At 62.8% G+C, this 18,082-nt stretch carries 18 protein-coding genes; 6 read left to right on the top strand and 12 right to left on the bottom strand.

Features of this window, described 5'->3' with window-relative positions; all coding sequences use genetic code 11:
- Positions 1 to 31: 31 nt before the first annotated feature.
- From IPF85_RS02900 to IPF85_RS02860, 9 genes are all read right to left on the bottom strand, one after another.
- Positions 32 to 451: a CBS domain-containing protein gene (locus IPF85_RS02900; RefSeq protein WP_343406562.1), complete on the bottom strand. Its 420-nt coding sequence runs from the start codon at positions 449 to 451 to the stop codon at positions 32 to 34.
- Between the two features lie 159 nt (positions 452 to 610).
- Entirely contained in the window at positions 611 to 1,900 is a 1,290-nt protein-coding gene (locus IPF85_RS02895) for a PLP-dependent aminotransferase family protein (protein WP_343406561.1), read from the bottom strand.
- Positions 1,901 to 1,950: 50 nt separating this feature from the next.
- Positions 1,951 to 2,394 (bottom strand): universal stress protein, encoded by a 444-nt coding sequence (locus tag IPF85_RS02890; protein WP_343406560.1) that lies wholly within the window; start codon positions 2,392 to 2,394, stop codon positions 1,951 to 1,953.
- A gap of 37 nt (positions 2,395 to 2,431) precedes the next feature.
- Positions 2,432 to 2,980 (bottom strand): 2-oxoacid:acceptor oxidoreductase family protein, encoded by a 549-nt coding sequence (locus tag IPF85_RS02885; protein WP_343406559.1) that lies wholly within the window; start codon positions 2,978 to 2,980, stop codon positions 2,432 to 2,434.
- 60 nt (positions 2,981 to 3,040) lie between these two features.
- Positions 3,041 to 3,796 carry a thiamine pyrophosphate-dependent enzyme gene (locus tag IPF85_RS02880; RefSeq protein ID WP_343406587.1) on the bottom strand — a complete coding sequence of 252 codons (756 nt, stop codon included), beginning with the start codon at positions 3,794 to 3,796 and terminating at the stop codon, positions 3,041 to 3,043.
- A gap of 26 nt (positions 3,797 to 3,822) precedes the next feature.
- The gene (locus IPF85_RS02875; protein ID WP_343406558.1) at positions 3,823 to 5,013 is read right to left on the bottom strand and encodes a 3-methyl-2-oxobutanoate dehydrogenase subunit VorB; all 1,191 of its coding nucleotides are present in this window, start codon (positions 5,011 to 5,013) and stop codon (positions 3,823 to 3,825) included.
- Positions 5,014 to 5,050: 37 nt separating this feature from the next.
- Complete coding sequence (locus tag IPF85_RS02870; protein ID WP_343406557.1) at positions 5,051 to 5,302, bottom strand: 4Fe-4S binding protein; 252 nt, start codon at positions 5,300 to 5,302, stop codon at positions 5,051 to 5,053.
- 131 nt (positions 5,303 to 5,433) lie between these two features.
- Positions 5,434 to 5,850 (bottom strand): CBS domain-containing protein, encoded by a 417-nt coding sequence (locus IPF85_RS02865; RefSeq protein ID WP_343406556.1) that lies wholly within the window; start codon positions 5,848 to 5,850, stop codon positions 5,434 to 5,436.
- A 271-nt stretch (positions 5,851 to 6,121) separates the two neighbouring features.
- A complete protein-coding gene (locus tag IPF85_RS02860) occupies positions 6,122 to 6,802 on the bottom strand; it encodes a redox-sensing transcriptional repressor Rex (RefSeq protein WP_343406555.1) in 681 nt (226 codons plus the stop codon).
- A 289-nt stretch (positions 6,803 to 7,091) separates the two neighbouring features.
- On the opposite strand from IPF85_RS02860, the gene IPF85_RS02855 reads away from it, so the two are divergent.
- Genes IPF85_RS02855 through IPF85_RS02835 form a run of 5 tightly spaced genes read left to right on the top strand, consistent with a single transcriptional unit; the run spans position 7,092 to position 12,094 of the window.
- Positions 7,092 to 7,664, top strand: coding sequence for a biotin/lipoyl-binding protein (locus IPF85_RS02855; protein WP_343406554.1), 573 nt, complete (start codon positions 7,092 to 7,094; stop codon positions 7,662 to 7,664).
- On the top strand, positions 7,595 to 8,551 hold the full coding sequence (locus IPF85_RS02850) for an efflux RND transporter periplasmic adaptor subunit (RefSeq protein ID WP_343406586.1): 957 nt from the start codon (positions 7,595 to 7,597) through the stop codon (positions 8,549 to 8,551). Before IPF85_RS02855 ends, IPF85_RS02850 begins: the two co-directional genes overlap by 70 nt.
- Before the next feature lie 53 nt (positions 8,552 to 8,604).
- Positions 8,605 to 9,417, top strand: a complete 813-nt coding sequence (locus IPF85_RS02845; RefSeq protein ID WP_343406553.1) for an ABC transporter ATP-binding protein — start codon at positions 8,605 to 8,607, stop codon at positions 9,415 to 9,417.
- Positions 9,414 to 10,661, top strand: a complete 1,248-nt coding sequence (locus IPF85_RS02840) for an ABC transporter permease (RefSeq protein WP_343406552.1) — start codon at positions 9,414 to 9,416, stop codon at positions 10,659 to 10,661. The genes IPF85_RS02845 and IPF85_RS02840 overlap by 4 nt, the downstream gene beginning before the upstream one ends.
- A gap of 56 nt (positions 10,662 to 10,717) precedes the next feature.
- Positions 10,718 to 12,094 carry an SH3 domain-containing protein gene (locus IPF85_RS02835; RefSeq protein ID WP_343406551.1) on the top strand — a complete coding sequence of 459 codons (1,377 nt, stop codon included), beginning with the start codon at positions 10,718 to 10,720 and terminating at the stop codon, positions 12,092 to 12,094.
- Here the strand turns inward: IPF85_RS02835 and IPF85_RS02830 are convergent.
- Genes IPF85_RS02830 through IPF85_RS02820 form a run of 3 tightly spaced genes read right to left on the bottom strand, consistent with a single transcriptional unit; the run spans position 12,052 to position 16,576 of the window.
- Positions 12,052 to 13,530: an O-antigen ligase family protein gene (locus IPF85_RS02830; RefSeq protein WP_343406550.1), complete on the bottom strand. Its 1,479-nt coding sequence runs from the start codon at positions 13,528 to 13,530 to the stop codon at positions 12,052 to 12,054. The genes IPF85_RS02835 and IPF85_RS02830 overlap by 43 nt on opposite strands.
- The gene (locus tag IPF85_RS02825) at positions 13,527 to 14,654 is read right to left on the bottom strand and encodes a glycosyltransferase family 1 protein (protein ID WP_343406549.1); all 1,128 of its coding nucleotides are present in this window, start codon (positions 14,652 to 14,654) and stop codon (positions 13,527 to 13,529) included. The genes IPF85_RS02830 and IPF85_RS02825 overlap by 4 nt, the downstream gene beginning before the upstream one ends.
- The gene (locus IPF85_RS02820) at positions 14,654 to 16,576 is read right to left on the bottom strand and encodes an O-antigen ligase family protein (RefSeq protein ID WP_343406548.1); all 1,923 of its coding nucleotides are present in this window, start codon (positions 16,574 to 16,576) and stop codon (positions 14,654 to 14,656) included. Before IPF85_RS02820 ends, IPF85_RS02825 begins: the two co-directional genes overlap by 1 nt.
- Positions 16,577 to 17,040: 464 nt before the next feature.
- Between IPF85_RS02820 and IPF85_RS02815 the strand changes: the two genes are divergently transcribed.
- Positions 17,041 to 18,033, top strand: a complete 993-nt coding sequence (locus IPF85_RS02815) for a multiheme c-type cytochrome (RefSeq protein ID WP_343406547.1) — start codon at positions 17,041 to 17,043, stop codon at positions 18,031 to 18,033.
- The last annotated feature ends 49 nt before the right edge of the window (positions 18,034 to 18,082 follow it).

The following is an 18,082-nucleotide window of genomic DNA, read 5'->3' as shown; positions in this document are numbered from 1 at the left end:
TCTGTTCCCTTTATTCCTTTATTTTATTCCTTTATTCTTCGCTCCACTCGCGTACGACCAAGCGGAAAATGTCTGTCTCAGTCACCATGCCGATGACGGCGCCGGCGTCATCTACCACCGGCAGGCCGCCAATTTTGTGCGCCAACATCATTTTTACCGCTTCGACCACCGATGTGTCAGCCGTCACCGTAAACGTCCGGTGTGTCATGGCGTCGCCCGCGGTCAGCCAGGTGGTGGCGGCGGCATCGTACGGGTCCACTGCAGTGGCCATGGACGCCACGCGCACATCGCCTTGCGTCAGGATGCCGACCAATTGCCCTTCGTCGTCCAGCACCGGTAAGCGGCGAATCTGGTTGCTTTCCAGCATCGCTGCCGCCTCATCCAGGTCAGCCTCATAGTGAATCGTGAGGGCGGGAGCGCTCATAATGTCACGCACGAAATAGGTCGGCATGTTCGTCTCCTCTTGCAGTCGTTCACAGCCAGGCTCATTGCTGAAACCCGGTCTTTCGCAAGGACAAGACGAAGGACGAACGGTCAGCAATCTTGATCCTTCGTCCTTCATCCTCGATGCCTCGTGACCAGCCAGCGATCGGGCGCCGGAGGGCATTCTCTAGTTCATGCTCATGGCCGGCACTGGTGTGACCACGGGCGTCATGCGCCCGCCCATGCGCTGCTCGATGGCACGCGCAAGGCGGCGAATTCCCTCTTCGATCATCTCCGGCTCGGCGTTGGAGAAGTTCAGGCGCATGGTATTGAGTTGTCCGCTGCTGCGTCCGGCCGCATAGAACGCATGGCCCGGTACGAAGGCCACCTTTTCTTTGATGGCGTCCTGCAGCAGTTCCTCCGCGTTGATCTCCGGCGGTAATTCCACCCACAGGAACAACCCGCCGCGCGGGTGCGTCCAGTGTACACCGGCCGGGAAGTAGCGCTCCATGGCGGCCAACATCACATCGCGACGTGCGCCATACACCCGGCGCAAGGTACGTACATGTTTCTCCAGGAAGCCGCCTTTGGCTACCTCGTATGCCACCATCTGATCGAAAATACTGGTGTGTAAATCCATGCCCTGCTTGGCCTGCACGCACTTTTGAATCACCTCAACCGGCGCCACGATCCATCCCAGGCGCAAACCAGGCGCCAGCGTCTTGGAGAAGGTGCTCAGGTACAGGATGTTGCCCCGGAAATAGCCGTGACCATCACAAGCCCGTGATTCCAGATGCTCACAGTCCAACTGCACCAGGGTGGGCAGATGTTCCCCTTCGTAGAGCAGCTCGCCATACGGGTCATCCTCGATGATGGGCACCCCGTAGCGGTCGGCCAACTCCACCAGTTCCTGCCGGCGATCCAGAGAGAGTGTGACACCGCCCGGGTTCTGGAAGTTTGGCAACACGTACATGAACTTGACGCCCGCGCGCAGCGCCTCTTCCAGTTGATCTACCTGCAGCCCGTTGTCATCAATGGGTACCTCGACGTACTCGGCCTGGTAAGCATTCCAGGCCTGCAGCGCGCCCAGGTAGGTTGGGCGTTCCACCAGGATCGTATCGCCCGCGTTGATGAGCAACTTGCCGATCAGGTCAAGGGCCTGCTGCGAACCGGAAGTAATCAATACATTATCTTCTTTGGCCAGGATGCCGTAGTGCGCCATTTTCTCGACGATGAGTGCGCGCAATGGCTGATAGCCCTCGGTGGTGCTGTACTGTAATGCCTTGCTGCCTGACTGGACAAGAACCCTGTCGGCCGCCGCGCGAAAGGCCTCAACCGGGAACAACTCAGGCGCCGGTAGGCCCCCGGCAAACGAGATCATGTCTGGCTGTTGGGTAAACTTCAGCAGCTCACGGATGATAGAACCACCCATCCGTTGATTGCGCTGTGCGTACCGTCGTTGCCACGGTGTGGTCATAGTTACACTCCTTTGTGTCTATCTTTTGCTGTGCCGGGACGCGTCTGTTCCTACTTGCCGGATGCGCGAATGAGCAGTACCGGGCAGGGCGCAGCCTGCAGAACCTTTTCAGCAACGCTGCCGTACACCCAGCGGCTGATGCCGCCCCGCCCATGCGTTGACATGACGATCAGGTCAATGTGCTCGGCCCGGGCATAGTCGGTGATGGCATCGGGCACGGGGCCGTCCAAAATGGCGGTCTGGAAAGAGATGCCCTTTTCGCGCAGCTCACCGGATACTCCCTGCAAGTATTGCATCGCCTGGTCGCGCAGTCCGGGTATTTCGGCCACGGTCCCGGAAAGCACCAGGTCAGGCGCAATCAACTGGTAGGGCGAGATGATAATTCGCAGCAGGGTGATGTTACTCTTGAACTCCAGCGCCAGGGCCTCCGCGTGGTGCAGCGCGGCTTCTGCCAGCGCTGAGCCATCCAGCGGCACGAGAATGTTGTGATACATATGCATTTGCCTCCCATCATTGAAACGCGTCCAGGTGTCAGGCCGGAACGCGCATGGCACACTCGGCGCCACGCCGCAGAGCCACCTTGTTTGGCTCCAGAAAGCGCCGATTGCGTTCCGGCAGATGAGCCAGCAAGGCCCGATCGAGAGCCTCCAGCGGCAGCAGGTCGGTGGCCTGCAGCAAGGCGCCCAGCATGACGACATTGGTTAATTTGATATTGCCCAGCGCGCTGGCAATGTCATTGCCCGCCACCGGGATGACGTTGATGTCGCTGCGCGTCACCGCGCGCGTCACCAATGAACTGTTGTAGATCAGGAACCCGCCCGGTTTGACCAACGGTTCGTATTTGTCCACCGATGGCAGATTCAGGGCAATCACGGCGTCAGGGTTGCGCACCAGCGGCGCCCCAACTTCTTCATCCCCAACCACCACGATGCAGTGCGCGGTGCCGCCGCGCATCTCCGGCCCATAGGACGGGATCCAGGTCACCGCTTTGCCTTCATCCATGCTGGCATAGGCCAGTAACTGGCCGGCGAACAGGGCGCCCTGTCCCCCAAAGCCAGAGAAAACGATCGAGAATTCCATTTTGTGTCCTCCTTGTATCCTCCTTGCATCCCCATGTGCAAGAAATCAACTGCAAAGCGCCTAATTCAGACGCGCCACGGCATCCACCACCTTGTAATCGCCCAACGGATAGTAGGGCACCATCTGATTCTCGATCCAGGTCAGGGCTTCGGCCGCGGTGGTATGGTTGTTGGTGGGACATGACGACAGGATTTCTACCAGGGAGAGTCCTTGCCCGGCCAACTGAGCCTGGAACGCGGTGCGGATGGCCTTCTTGGTGCGGTTGATTTCGCGCACGTTGTGTGTCGAGCGTCTGACGACGTACGATGTGCCCGGCAGCCCTGCCAACAATTCGGCCACGCGCAGGGGATAGCCGGTCAGGCTGACATCGCGCCCTTTCGGTGATGAGGTGGTGACCTGGCCCAGCAGGGTGGTCGGCGCCATCTGGCCGCTCGTCATGCCGTACACCGCATTGTTGACGAAGATCACCGTGATTTTTTCGCCGCGCGCCGCGGCATGAATGATCTCATTCGTACCGATGGCCGCCAGGTCGCCGTCGCCCTGGTAAGTGAAGACGACTTTGTCCGGCTGCGTTCGTTTGAGGCCGGTGGCCATGGCCGGGGCGCGTCCATGCGCCGCCTCAGCCATGTCTACATTGAAGTAGTTGTAGGCAAAGACCGCGCAGCCCACGGGCGCCACGCCAATCGTGCGCTCACGCACGCCCAACTCGTCCAGCACCTCGGCCACCAGGCGGTGAATGATGCCATGCGTGCAGCCGGGGCAGTAGTGCGTTGCCACATCGGTCAGGGAATCGGGGCGCTGGTAAACCAGCATCATCTCATCGAGCGCCAGGGTTTGCGTTGTCATGACTTCACCTCCGCCAGGTGTACGGACAGGGTAGCGGCGTTGGTCGTTTGGCGCAGCGCAGCGCCCGGCTGACCACTGCCATTATGACCGTTGTGTTTGTAGCCGTTGTTGTGTCCGCTCATTTGCACCGTGCCATACAGGGAGACCAGGGTGTGCAGGGCGTTCAGGATTTCGTCGGGCAGGGGGATGGAGCCGCCCATGCGGCCGTAGAAGTGGACCGGGGCGCGCCCCTCCACGATGGCTTTCACGTCGTTGAGCATCTGGCCGGCGTTCATTTCCACCACCAGGATGGCCTTCTTGCCCGCGGCCAGCTCGCGCAGGCGGTCTTCAGGGTAGGGCCACAGCGTCACCGGGCGCAGCAGGCCCACGCGGACGCCCTGCGCCCGCGCCTGGCGAATGGCCGAGGTAGCCACGCGCCCCATGGTGCCAAAGGCCACAATCAGGTATTCGGCATCCTCGGTCATGAACTCTTTGCTGCGCGCTTCGCGTGCCTTGATTTCGGCCAGCTTGGCCTGCAGATGCAGGTTGTGTTTCTCCAGCCCTTCCGCCGTCAGGTTGAGCGACGTGATCGAGCGGTGGTGGCGGCCGGCCGCTCCGCTCAGCGCCCAGTCTGGTCTCTCGGTGCGCAAGGGTTTGCTTGGCGGCATTTCGGCCGGTTCCATCATCTGCCCGATGGTGCCATCGGCCAGGATGACGACCGTGGTGCGGTATTTGTCGGCCAGGTCGAAGGCCTCGTAGGTCATGTCAACGGCCTCTTGCACGGTGGCCGGCGCCAGCACGATATTGTTGTAGTCGCCATGCCCGGCGCTCTTCACCATCTGGAAGTAGTCTGACTGTGACGGCTGGATGTTGCCCAGGCCAGGCCCGCCGCGCATGATGTCTACGATAACGCAGGATACTTCTGATCCGGCGATGTATGAGAGGCCCTCTTGCATCAGGCTGACGCCGGGGCTGGACGAGGATGTCATGACACGGGAGCCGCCGCACGCGGCGCCGTACACCATGTTGATGGCGCCCAATTCACTTTCGGCCTGCAAAAAAACCCGCCCAAGTGCAGGCATCTGGGCGGCCATATATTCCAATAATTCAGTCTGTGGGGTGATGGGATAGCCAAAATAGGCTTCCAGGCCGGCACGGATGGCGGCCTCGGCTATTGCTTCGTTGCCTTTCCATAGCTCCTTTGCCATGGTCAATCTCCTTTGCTGCGTGCTACCTAATGCTCGCTTACGCGACGGCTGCTGCCCGCTGCGGCATCTTTGCCTGATAGCGGTAGACCTTGAACACGACATCGGGGCAAATCACCGCGCACAGGCCGCAGCCTGTGCATCGGTTCTGGGGATCGTTCAGCTCGACCGGGTGATACCCCTTGGCGTTCAGGGCGGTTGACATATGCAACACCTCCTGTGGGCAGACAGTGGTGCATAGTTCGCAACCTTTACAGCGATTCGTCGTGATGATTACAGTACCTCTGGCCATTGTTGTTCCTCCATTGGAATCTCATCTGGCATCTCATCCGGAATTTCATCTGGCATCTCATCCGGAATTTCATCCGGAATCTCGTCGTCGTTGACGATGTTTCAGGTTGGCGCCTGATTTCGCTGAACCACTTATTCGGCCTCAAGCAGTTCGATCAAATGGTCGAGCAGGTCCGTTTCGGTGATGATTCCCACCAGCACGTCGCCGCGTACGATCGGGATGCCACCGATTTTGCGGCTGCGCATGATGACGGCCGCCTCGAGTATGTCCGCATCCGGTGACAGGGTTGTCGGGTTGGACGTCATGCAGGATCCCACCTCGATATGTTCGAGGAGGAAGTTGTCATACCATGTTTCGTGCAACAGGATAGGCGAGTTGGTCGCACGGCGCATGTCGCGATCGGTCACGATACCAACCAGGCGCCCGTTTTCGACCACCGGCAAGCGGCGGAAGATTCCCTGGCGCATCAGGGCAATGGCTGTGCCAATAGATTGCGAAGGTTGAATTGTGACAGGATCCTCTGTCATGATTTCGGCAACTCGGGTCATCCGTTTTCACCTTTGACAAGTGTTGAACTCGCGTACCATGGTGGGCTACCGCCGCTGTGAGTTCATTGTAACCCCAAGAACGCCGTTTCAACATGATACCCATCATACATCTGCTGACGATGGGTCGCCATTTGTAACGCACTGTGCCACGGACGCGTGCTGTCCGGCCTGATGTGCGCAGGGTCGCAGCGCCAGCAGGTAGAAATGCAAAAACCGGGATGCCTTGCGCAACCCGGTTTCGGGAACAGTCTGGAGCCTTAGCGGATCTGGTCTACAGGTAGAAAGTCATGCGTTGCAGGTGCGCCACCGGGTCAATATACTGCACGCGCACACCGTGTGGAACCGTCAGGGTGATGGGCGCATAGTTGAGGATTGCCCTGATCCCTGCGCTGACCAGGGCGTCAGCCACGGGTTGGGCGCCGCTGGCTGGCGTGGCAATCAGCGCCACGTAGATCGCCTGCTGGCGCACGACATCCACCAGGTCTTGGCTGTCCTGGATGACGAGGTTAGCCAGGGGCTGGCCTACCTTGTCAGGGTCGCTATCGAACACCGCGGCGATGCGAAAGCCGCGCCCGCTAAAGCCGCCGTAGTGCGCCAAAGCATGGCCCAAATCGCCGGCGCCGATCAGCACGACATCCCAGATGCGATCCACCTGCAGGATGCGCTGCAGTTGATCGCGCAGGAAGGAGATGTCGTAGCCGGTGCCTTGCTTGCCAAATTCACCGAAGTGCGATAAATCTTTGCGGATTTGGGCCGAACTGATGCCTAATCTATCGCCCAGCTCTTGCGAGGACGTGATTTCACGCCCCTCTGCCACCAAGAAGTTGAGCGCTCGCAGATAGATGGGCAAGCGACCCACCACGATGTCGGGTATGGTGATGATTGACATCGAATGGCGTTCCTTTTTGTGTACGAAATTTAACTTGTGTGACTTTTGTGAAGTTGTGTACACAATACTAACACACCCGACGTTTTTATGCAAAACGCAGGCCCTCCCCCCCTCTCCCGTCGTGTGCTTTTCCACGACGGGAGAGGGGGCCGGGGGGTGAGGGCCGGGTGACTGTTATCGCCCGTTCGCCGTCATATCAGGGTACAGAAAGCGGCGCCGTTATTGACGCGGAGTGACAGGCGTGGTAGAGTAGGTTTATGCAAAGCTTTGGCAAACCTGGCTTGATTGACGGTGCCTTGCTCCCTGGCTGAGCTGAGCTTGAAAAAAAGGAATAGAAAAACGAGACGAATCTATGCGCAGAACTCTGATTATTTTAGTCATTTTGGTAGTCGTAGCGGCCGGGGGCTTTCTCCTGTGGCGAACACTGGCACAGGCCCAGGCGCCCCAGACGCCCAAGTATGAGACAGTGCAGCCAACCCGCACAACGCTGCGTTCGATTGTCAGCGCCACGGGCAGCATCGAGCCGGAGGGGCAAGTCTCCCTGGCCTTCAAAGGCGCGGGCCGTGTGGCCGAGGTGAAGGTCAAGACAACGGACCGCGTGCAGGTTGGGCAGGTTTTGGCCCTGCTCGATAGCCAGGATGTGGCGCTGTCGGTGCTGCAGGCTGAGGCCGGCCTGGCCAGCGTACAGGCCAACCTGGCCCAGTTGACGCGCAAGGCGCGCCCGGAAGACCTGGAGGCCGCCAGGCATCGTTGGACAGCGGGCAGGCCAGTGTCAAGAGCGCCGAGGCCAATCTGCTCAGCGCCCGCGCCAGCTACACCAAGCTGCAGGCCGGCGCCACAGAAAATGACAAGAAGGTGGCCGCGGCCAACCTGGAGCGCACGCAGGCCGCCTTGCAACAGGCGCAGTCTGCCTACGACCAGGTAGCCAGCCTGCCCAACGTGGGGCTGCTCCCGCAGTCGCTCAACCTGCAGCGGGCGACCATTGATTACGAGCAGGCGAAGGCGCAATACCAGATTGCCACCGCCGGCGCGGACGCGGCGCAGCGTGCGCAGGCGCTGGCCGCCGTTGCCCAGGCCGAAGCGGCCGTGGCCGGTTCACGCGCGCAGGTCGCACAGGCCAAGTCGTCGCTGCTGAAGTTGCAGGAAGGCGCCACGCCTGAGCAGACGGCCGCCTCGCAGGCGCAGGTCAAACAGGCCGAAGCGGTGCTGGCGCAGGCGCACCTGAATCGGGACAACACCATTCTGCGCAGCCCCATCGCGGGCGTGGTCGCGCAGGTGAACATCACGCCCGGCGAGTTCCCCAACGCCGCACGGGCCGCCATCGTCATTGTCAACATTGATCGCTTCCACATTGACATCAGCGTAGATGAAATTGACATTGGGCAGATCAAGGAAGGCCAGATCGCCGTGATTACGCTGGAGTCACTGCCCGATGCGCAGGTGACCGGGCAGATCAGCCAAATTGCCCCGATGGCCGAGGCCAACACCAGCGTGGTCTCTTATCTGGTCACCGTCGTGCTCGATCCCACCGATGCCGTGCTGCGCGCCGGCCTCAGCGCCACGGCCAATGTGACCACGGCCGAGGTTGAGAACGTGCTGGTGCTGCCCAACCGCGCCATTCAGCGCGACCGCACTTCGGATAAGACCTATGTCGAGAAGCTCGTGGGTGAGGCGCCGCAGCGGATCGAGGTGAAGATTGGCATGCGCAATGAAGGCCAGACCGAGATCAGCGAAGGGGTGAGCGAAGGCGACGTGATCATCATCCCCAATACGACTGCGGGCGACCAGTTGCGGCGCACTTTTGGCTTCTAGGGTTCCTCGAGCAAACTCGTGTTGGACAGACGGGTGGCAAGAAAGGCAAGACGATGGCAGACAATAACAAACCAATGATCGAGATCCGGGATCTGCGCAAGGTCTACCGGATGGGAGAAATGGAAGTACACGCGCTCAGCGGCGTTGCGTTGCGCGTGATGCCGGGCGAAATGGTCTCCATCATGGGGCCGTCCGGCTCAGGCAAGTCCACGTTGATGAACATCATCGGCTGCCTGGATCAACCCACCAGTGGCACCTACCTGCTCGATGGCGCTGATGTGTCGCAGATGAACGACAACCAACTGGCGGACATTCGCAATCGCAAAATCGGGTTTGTTTTCCAGAGCTTCAACTTACTCTCGCGCACCGAGGCTCTGCAAAATGTGGAGCTGCCGCTGATCTACGCTGGCACCCGCCAGCGCCGGCAGAAAGCGATTGCCGCGCTGGAAGCGGTGGGCCTGGGCGAACGTATTCATCATCGCCCCAATGAGCTATCGGGCGGTCAGCAGCAGCGTGTGGCAATTGCCCGTGCCCTCATCAATGACCCGGCCATCATCCTGGCGGACGAGCCGACCGGCAACCTCGATTCGAAGTCTGGCGCTGAGATTATGGCGATCTTCCAGCACCTGAACGAGGAGCGCGGCATCACCATCGTGTTCGTGACGCACGAGCCGGATATTGCCGAGCATACGAAGCGCATCGTACGCATCATGGACGGCTGCGTCGAATCTGATAACCTGGTGGCACATCAACGCCGCGCCGGCGAACGCGCCTACACCCGACGCACGCGCGACCTGGTGCAAGGCGGCGAGCCCCCGAAATGGACGCCGTGGCAGCCGGTATCTGATTTTAGGAGTAAGTTGTGAATTTAAGCGAAGCACTACGAGTCGCCCTGCGGGCACTTGCGGCCAATAAATTGCGCTCGGTGCTCACGATGCTGGGCATCATCATCGGCGTGGGCGCGGTCATTACTCTGCTTTCGGTGGGGCGCGGAGTTGAACGCTACGTCACCGATCAGTTCCAGAGCATCGGCTCCAACCTGCTGTTCGCGGTGCCGGGGCAACTCACCAGCGGCGGCCCCCCGCGCACGCGCGCGAACACAGGCTCCAGCCTGACGATGCGCGATGTGATGGCGCTGCGCGACACCTTGCGGGTGCCTGATGTGATGGCGGTGGCCCCGGAAGTCAGCCGCGTGGCCGCGGTCAAGGCGGGCAAGCGCGAAATCACGCCTCAGATAGGCGGTGTGGAGCCTGAGTACGCGGCCGTGCGCAATTGGGTGGTCGAGGCCGGGCGCTTCATCACACCTGAAGATGTGACGGCCCACGCACGCGTGGCCGTCATTGGTCAAACGGTCGTGACGCGCCTCTTCCCCGAGGAGGAAAACCTTGCCAATCGCACCATCGAAATCAACGATGTGGCCTTCCGTATCGTGGGCGTGCTGCAAAAGCGCGGCGGCAGCGGCTTTGGCGATGAGGATAACCAGATCTTCGTGCCCATCACCACCGCACAATCACGCCTCTTCCCCAGCCGCACACCAAGCGGCGACTATCGGGTGTCGGTCATCTACTTGCAGGCCACGGCCGAGGACCGCATGGAAGCTGCGGCCAGCCAAATTACCGACGTCTTGCGTGAGACGCACGGTATCACCTACAGCAACGATGATGATTTCAGCGTGGTCAGCCAGGCGGACCTGATCAACATCTTCGGTCAGATCACCGGCGTGCTGACGCTATTCCTGGGCGCCATCGCCGCCATCTCGTTGTTGGTCGGCGGCATCGGCATCATGAACATCATGCTGGTGTCGGTGACGGAGCGCACGCGCGAGATCGGCATTCGCAAGGCGGTCGGCGCCAAACGCCGCGACATCCTGGCCCAATTCCTGCTCGAAGCCGTTGTGCTCTCTCTCATCGGTGGCTTCGTTGGCATTGGCCTGGGCGCCAGCGGCGCGGCGGCCGTCTCGAGCTTGCAGAGCGATTTCCAAACCTTCGTCACGCTCGACTCGGTGGCCCTCGCCACCGGTTTCTCCGCGGCGGTCGGACTCTTCTTTGGCATCTACCCGGCCACACGCGCCGCGCGCCTGAACCCGATTGATGCACTGCGCTACGAGTAAACCAAGAAATGCTACAATTCGTGTTCACCCTTCGATGGCGCAGCAGGCGCCTACCCATGCGTCCCCTACTGATTCCTCTGGCTCTTCTCATCGGCTCTTTCGCGCTGACGGCATGTAGCACACCGCCGGCGGCGCCGACGCCAACCCTGGTGCCGCTCGCCGGCGATGAGACCACCGCGACGGTCATGCCGACGACCAGGCCGCTGCCGAGCGTGACGCCTCTGCCTACGGCCACAGCCACGCTCGCGCCGACGCTCACCGCGGTGAGCGCAACAGCCACAGCGACGGTAGCTCCCGGCGCAGTCACGCCGGCAGTCACGGTGATCGGCGACGCGGCGATCCATGTGCGCAGCGGCCCCGGCACGGCTTATCCGATTGTTGGCCGTCTGTTGCCGGCGGTCGCGGCCGAGGTCAGCGGCCGTGATGACAACGGCGCCTGGTGGCAGATCACGTTGCCGGGCGGTCAGCGCGGTTGGGTAGCCGCCAGCCTGGTGCGCCTAACCGGCGAGCCAGCGGCGCTGCCGGTGGTCAAGGTCGCGCCCGCGCCAACAGTTCGACCGCAGCCTGCGCCGGCCGGCAAGATCGTCTTCCAGGAGAGCAACGGCGGCTCCATCTACCTGGTCAACGCCGATGGCAGCGGCCTGCGCCGCTTGACCAGTGGTTTCGACCCGGCCCTGGCGCCGGACGGACAGCGTGTGGCCTTCACGCGCTGGAACGAGCCGCGCGGGGTCTGGATCTACGACCTGCGCACGAACGAGGAGTATCTGCTGGTGCAGGCCAATGGCGCGCGCACCCCCACCTGGTCACCGGACGGCAGCGAGCTGGCTTTTGCCTGGTGGCGCAAGACGATTCCTGGCCGCCAGGTGTGCATTGGCGATTTCTGCTTCGACATTCCACCGGAAGACTATAATGGCCTGGCCACGGTGCGAGTGGATGAGAAGATTCTGCGCGATCTGCCGGCCAGCCAGACGGTGCAGTCCCCGGCCTGGGAGCCGAATGGCCTGCGCATTGTCTACCGGGGCAAGCAGGGCCTGAAATTTACCGAGCCGGGCAGCGCGGATGCGCGTGAAGATGTCTTGACAGCCAATCTATTCCAGGAATCTCCGGCCTGGAGTCCCGACGGCCAACATCTGCTGGTGCAGACGCGCCTGCACGATCATCGCGATATTTTTATGCTCGATCGTAACGGTCGCGTTGTGGCCCGCCTGACGGCCAATGATCCTCTGGCCGACCGCGCCCCCAACAACGTTGCCCCGGCCTGGTCGCCTGACGGGCGCCAGGTCATCTTCTTGAGCGATCGCAGCGGCTCCTGGCAGGTGACTATGATGGAAGCGGACGGGTCGAATCCGCGCTTGTTCCTGCCGGCTGTGTTCGGTCAGATGACGTTTCGTTACGACTTTGCCGCGGAGCGCATGTTCGATTGGGGATCCTGATCCCCGTTGCCCGGCGTTGCTGCGCGCAGGCTGGCAATCAGCGCGCCGGCCAGCAGGCCGAGCAGCATGGCGGCGCGCCACGAACTGGTGAGCCAGGGGTAGTTGTCGAACAGGCCGGTGACGAACAGCGCCAGCCAGCAGGCCGAAACGGCATCGAAGAGCGCCAGCGCGGCGCTCCCCTGCGCCGCATGTCCACGGCGCAGGCCGACCAACCAGGCCCCGTTGAGCCACAGCCACAACAACCCGCCGCCAACCCCCAACTCCGCGGCGGCCAACAGCGGTGCATTGTGGACCACCGGCGGGGACGCGCCAGGTACCAGCGTCATCGCGTACAACCCACTGCCGACGCCCAGCAGCCACTGATCTCGAATCAGGCCGGCCGCGACGACCAGCCCGCCCACGCGTTCGCTGATGGACCGCGCTTCGAGCGGACTGGTCAGATCGAAGAAACGAGTCCAGAGCAGATCGGGCTGGCGCCACACGAAGAAGATCACTCCAAGTAGCATCCCCAGCAGCAGCCAACGGCTGCGCAACCAGGCGCGGCGTTGACGCCAGAAGAGCCAGGCCGCGCCAACCCCAAAGCCCAACCAAGCCGCACGTGAAAAGCTGACCAGCAGCCCCATCAACCCGACCGCGCCAATGACCAGCCAGAGCACGGTGCTGATCGCGGGTGACACGCGCGGCCAGGGCACGCCTGCCAGCCATCCCGCCATGATCCACAGGAGGCCGATGCTGAGCAGGCCGCCCAACACGTTGGGATGCGCGGTCAGGCCATAGGCGCGCAGGCGATGTTGACCCTCCGGACCCACCACGCTGGTGGCTTCGACGCGTGGATCGAGCGCCGGTTCGCCCAGGAAGGTCAGATGGGCGGAGTCCTGGCGCACGAACTGTACGACGCCAACGGTGCTTTGGCCCAAGACGACCAGGGCAAACAGCAGCGAGAGCCAGCGCATCACCTGCGCGGCCGGCGCCTGGGCCAGCCAGAATGTCAGCAGCCAAAAGAAGCCAATGCCGGCCAGAATGATCAGTGCCACGCCGGGGGCCACAGCCGGCCGCAGCCGTAGCAAGGTCAGCGCGCCGAGGCCGATCACCGGCAGCAGCACCGGCCAGGCGTCGCGCCAGGCGTGGAAGCGCATCGAGTCGCGGCGCGCGGGGCGAACCATCCACGCGGCAACCCGCAGCAGCGCAGCCAGCAGCGGCAGCAACGCCAGCAGGCCAATCTGCGCCGGGCGCCCGGCCAGATTGGCGGTCAGCAGCGGCCACCAGGTGAACGGCCCCTGGCGCCAGGACGGGGTGAGAAAGGCCAGCGCCAGGAAAATGGTGAGCAGGGTATGGGCCGCGACGGTTAGCCGCGACTGCACCTGGCTGCACGCGGCCCGGCTCGCTGTGACGGCCGACGCGGGCAGGACAGGGACGGGCGACGTCTCGACGCTCATGCCGCCATGACCTGACGGTAGATGGCGGCCGTTTCGGCCGCTGTGCGCGCCCAGGAAAACTCGGTCGCGCGCGCAAGCCCGCGTGTGCGCTGGGCAAAACGCTGAGCATCATCGCTGAGCAAGGTGACCAGCGCCTCTGCCAGCGCCTCGGGGTCGTGCGGATCGGCCAGGGTGGCGGCCGCACCGGCAATCTCGGCCAGCGATGAGCCGTTCGAGGTGAGCACCGCCGCGCCGCAGGCCATGGCCTCGATGATGGGCAGGCCAAAGCCTTCATAGATGGAAGGGAACACGAAGACCGTGGCCAGGTTGTAGAGCGCAACCAGGTCTTCCGTGGGCACATAGCCGACGAAACGCACAGCCTCGCGCAGCCCCAGGCGCTCGATGGTTGCCAACAGGTCGTGGTAGGGGAGCGGTCCCCATTGGCCAGCGATCAGCAGCGGCACGTGCAGCCCTCGGTGGTGCAGCAGGGCCAGCGCTTCGACCAGGCGCACCAGGTTCTTGCGCGGTTCGATCGTGCCGGCATAGAGCAGAAAACGGTCGGGCAGGGCGTAGCGTTGACGCACGGCTGCCAGGTTCGCCGCGTCGTGCAGGACGCGAAACTGCGGCGCGGCGGCCTCATAGATCACATGCACCATGGACGCGGGAACGCCCAACACCCGTACCAGGTCGGCCTTGGCGCTGGCGCTGACGGTGATGATGGCCTGTGCCCGGCGCACAGACGGTTTGATCAAAGGACGCGCCATGAGCAGGCTGCGCGGGCGATGGTACCGGGGAAACAGGAAGAGCGACATATCATGGACGGTGACGATCATGCGGCCGTGGGCGGCCAGCGGCAGGAGCGAGTTGGTGAAATGGCACACATCGAGGTTGAGTTGGCGCAGCCAGAGCGGCAGAACGACCTGCAGCCAGAGCGGCCGCAGCGGCATCGAGGGGCCGCGTGGGCCGACCGGCGGCACGATGGCGCCGGCGAGTGCATGCGCCAGGTGCGGCGAGCGGCGATTGCTCAGCAGCTCGAAGCACCAGGGGTCGGCGCGGCGTAAGAGATGGGCGAGGAGATGCGCCGAGTAGTAGCCAACGCCGGTCATTTGCCCTTCCAGGGTGGTGACATCATAGCCGATGCGCATCACGGCGTTTTCTCCGTTGACGCCCTCACCCCCCGACCCCCTCTCCCGTCGTGAAACAGCACACGACGGGAGAGGGGGAGACGAAGCGAAACGCTCTGTGCCCCGATCTCTGTTGTGCAGGAGGCCAGGCTGCCGACCAGGATCCACCACAGCAGGTAGGTAGGCGTAAACTCCAGGAAATAGTCGAAAAACCCATGCACCAGGAAGGCGACCAGGGCCGCACACAAACCAAGTAGCCAGTTGAGGGAGTGAATGCGGGACTTTGCAGGTAAGGTGGGTGGGGCAAGGGTCAGCAGCCAGCGCAGCCGCGTGAAGACGTGCTGTGCCAGGCTGAGCAGGAGCCAGGCGAAGCAAGCGCCTCCCGCCAATCCAAGCGTCACCAGAATTTCGACATACAGGCTGTTGCTGTGCAGGACAGACGCCTGCCCGGCCGGGCGCCAGTCTGTCAAGCCCAAGGCGTCGCCCCACAGGTAGCGGAAATTGTCCGGGCCGACGCCCAGCCAGGGGTGTTGGCGCCACAGCAGCCAGGCAGCCCGCCAGAGGGTGGTGCGCTCAACCTGGGTGCTGCCCTGGGCTGCGGTCAGCAAGCTGGCGGAAAGAGGGGGCGGCAGGGGTGGGGCCGCAGCGCCGCCGGCCCCGGCCGCCACGTCAACCGTGGTGCGCCCCAGGCCAGCTCCACGCGTGGAGAACCAGGCCACGTGGTTTTGCAGCAGGTCCCAGGCCAGAATGTAGCGGCCAGGTTGAAGGAGCGGCAGGACGTAGGCCGACACCCGCGCGGACCCGCCGGGCGGCACATCATGGGGCAGGGCGGTGCGATCGCCTTCGAAGAAGACGATCATCTCGGCGCTGGCGTCCAGCCAATGATAGCTGAGCAAGATCGGCTCCGCGCCGTGTGCCCGCCAGAGCAGGCGCCCGGCATTAGTAAGATGCACCGGAACCTGCGTGCGTTGACCGGCAACCAGGGTGAGATGGGCCGGCGCGGCATACTCGGCCTGCATGAAGCCGGCTTCAACCTCGCGCTGCAGGCGCGCCTGCTGCACCGGACTCAACGCCACCTGGACGCTCGCCAGCGCCACAATCACGATGATCGTGATGGCGGCCGCGCGGGGCAGCGACACACCGACGAGCGGGGGAGAATCGGGCGCCAGCCGGCGCAGGCGGCGCTGGCTCCAGCCGGCGGTCGCCAGCAACAGTCCGCTGCTGAGTAGGATGGCTACCAGGCCGCCGCGGCTGGCCGTCAAGACGAGCGCCGCGCCCATGAGGCCGATGGCGAACAGGATTAGAATTTGGGCGCGCCGCCGGCTGACGGTGGTGAGCAGAACACTGAGCAATACCAGGGCCGCTTCCCAGTACTGGGCGGCGATGTTGGCATAGCCAAATGTGCCGCTGGCCCGGATCGTACCGGCGACGCGCGTGGTGTGGAGCTTGAAAAGGCTCAGCCAGGGGGTCAGCACGGCAGGCCACAGGACTTCGGCGCAGCCCAGGACGGCAGCTAACAGGGCGCCGCTCGTCAGCGCCCAGGCCAGGGCGGCGACAGGGCCGGTTGCGCGCGCATCTGCGGCGCGCTGCCTGGTCAGCACATCGAATGCAGCCAGACTCACGATGACTCCGGCCAGGCTGCGCAAGGCGAACTTGAGCGCAGCGCCCCGTTCGGTTGGCGCGAGCAGGGCCGACAGGCACAAGACCAGGCTCCAGGCCAGGAGCGGCCACCCCAGCCAGGCCGGCCAGCGCGGCATGCGGCGGGCCGCCAGCAGAGCAAGCGCCCACAGCATGAGCGCGAGCGCGGCCAGCAGTTCGAGATTGGTAAAACGCAGCGGGCCGGCCTGCAGCCAGGGCTGCACGGCCTCGAAGGGCAGGCACAGCGCCAGGGCTAAGAAAGCCAGCCAGGTGATGCGTTGTAAAAAGAATGCGGATCGTGTCATCGAACAGGTAGCCGGTTCAGATTTTCAGCGACCAGCGGTGCGTCGCGGGTTCATTATAAAGAAATCGAAGCGATGTGTAAAACCTTGCAAGGCAACTAAAATTAGTGTATGATGAGTGCAATTGTTGAGCGGTTGTCAGCACGTTCGCAGCAGATTGACCTCGTTTGCTTCGTTATAAAAGGGGGACAAAAGGGGGACGTATGTTACATAAGTTGATCGTTGTGTTCGTGATCGTCTTGGGTACTCTGTTCGTGCTCTCGGCCTGTACCGGTCCCGTCGGCCCGGTTGGGCCGCCCGGGCCACAAGGCGCGCCTGGCCCGCAGGGGCCGGCTGGGCCTGCTGGCTCCCCAGGTCCCGCTGGGTCTGCCGGTCCTGCCGGCGCTGTGGCCAGCGCCGCCATCGGCGCTGAATACGTTGGTTCTGACAAGTGCGGCGCCTGTCATAAAGCAACTTATGATCTGTTCATGAAATCGGGCCACAGCTACAAGTTGAACAAGGTGGTGGACGGCAAGGCGCCAACCTATCCCTTCACCGCGGTGGAGAAGCCGCCCGAAGGCTACACCTGGAACGACATTTCGTATGTGATCGGCGGCTACAACTGGAAGGCGCGCTTCATGGACAAAAACGGCTACATCATCACCGATAAGCCGGGCGCCACCATCAGCGACACCAATTACCTGAACCAGTACAACTTTGCCAATGTGGCTGTGGGCAAAGAGGCCGGCTGGGTCAAGTACAACTCCGGTAAGCCCAAGCTCGTTTACAACTGCGGCGCCTGTCACACGACCGGTTATCGGCCAGACGGCCATCAGGACGATCTGCCGGGCATCGTGGGCGTCTGGGCCGCGCCGGGCATCCAGTGCGAGGCGTGTCATGGGCCGGGCAGCCTGCACATGGCAAATCCGTACGGGATCGCGCTGAAGGTTGATCGCAGCGGTGAGGCGTGCGGCGCGTGCCATCGCCGTAACGCCGTCGAAGCGGTTGACGCCAGTGGCGGCTTCATCGAGCACCACGAGCAGTACGAGGAGTTGTACCAGAGCAAGCACATCACGCTGGATTGTGTGGTGTGCCACAACCCGCACGAGGGTGTGGTGCAGTTGCGCGCTGAGGACAAGCCGCCGACGCGTACCACGTGCGAAAATTGCCATTATCAGCAAGCGCAGAATGCCCAGGTGAGCAAACATGCCGCGCTGAACGTGCAGTGCGTTTCCTGCCACATGCCCCGTGTGGGCAAGAGTGCGTGGGGCGACGCCACGAAATTCACCGGCGACATTCGCACGCACCTGATGGCCATTGACCCCACGCAGACGAGTCAGTTCAGCGCCGACGGGAAGAAGGCGCTTTCGCAGCTTGGCCTCGATTTTGCCTGCAAGAGCTGCCACATTCCAGGTTCGGCGGTTGAAAAGACGGACGAGGCCCTGAAGGCTGCTGCTGTCGGTTACCACGATAAGCAGTAGACGGGCAGCGCTAACATCTGTTGACTGTTGACGACGACGCCTCTACCGG

The organism is Candidatus Amarolinea dominans (assembly GCF_016704685.1).
Lineage (GTDB): Bacteria > Chloroflexota > Anaerolineae > SSC4 > Amarolineaceae > Amarolinea > Amarolinea dominans.
This window is presented reverse-complemented; position numbering and strand designations above follow the sequence as displayed.